The sequence below is a fragment of the Staphylococcus croceilyticus genome (assembly GCF_002902575.1).
In the GTDB taxonomy this organism is placed as follows: domain Bacteria; phylum Bacillota; class Bacilli; order Staphylococcales; family Staphylococcaceae; genus Staphylococcus; species Staphylococcus croceilyticus.
In genome coordinates this window covers 1-710 of the sequence record NZ_PPRD01000045.1, presented here as the reverse complement: position 1 = coordinate 710, position 710 = coordinate 1, and the positions used below count along the sequence as shown (strand labels likewise).

Below are 710 nucleotides of genomic sequence, written 5' to 3'. Positions count from 1 at the left end.
TTGATATGTTTGAAGCATATATTTATATGATTCAAGAGTTATTCCCTAATGCACGCATCGTTATTGATCGTTTTCACATTGTTCAATCTATTAATAGAGAAATTAACACTGCGCGTATTCGTTTGATGAATGAAGTTAGATACACAGACCAACGATTTTATAATAAGTTAAAACGTCATTGGAAGATATTTCTTACCGACACAGAAAACCTAGAAAGCTTTATTTATGGTCCTGTGAAACTCTTTGATAAATGGATGACACCTCAAGGTGTCTTGAATTATATGTTAGAAGAAAGTGACATACTTAAATCTACGCATCAAGTGGGCCATCAACTTAGACGGGCTTTAAAACGTAATCAATCGGAAACGTTCTTTAATTGTATTAAAGACGAAACATCTATTTCTAAAGGTTTAAATAGAGTATTAAAAACATTTGATAAATTTTCACCTCATATTATGAATACGTTCAATTCTCCTCATTTATCAAACGGACCTATCGAAGGTTTTAATAATAAAATTAAAGTTCAAAAACGCATAGCCTACGGTTATCGTAACTTTGATAATTTCAAATGTCGTATCATCGTCAAAGAACGATTATTTAAGAAAATAAAAAGGAAACCAAGACTAAAAAAGTCTGATTTCCTCTTTGTCGCTTAATCTAATTATAATTAAATAATTTTTTTATTTATCAACCGATGTTTGCGTAGAACC

Annotated in this window: 1 protein-coding gene; it reads left to right on the top strand. The window is 30.3% G+C overall.

The genetic code is table 11. From position 1 onward, the window contains the following. Positions 1-656, top strand: a 656-nt coding sequence (locus tag CD128_RS06730; protein ID WP_231917268.1) for a transposase, incomplete at its 5' end; no start/stop codon positions are given. Positions 657-710 lie beyond the last annotated feature (54 nt).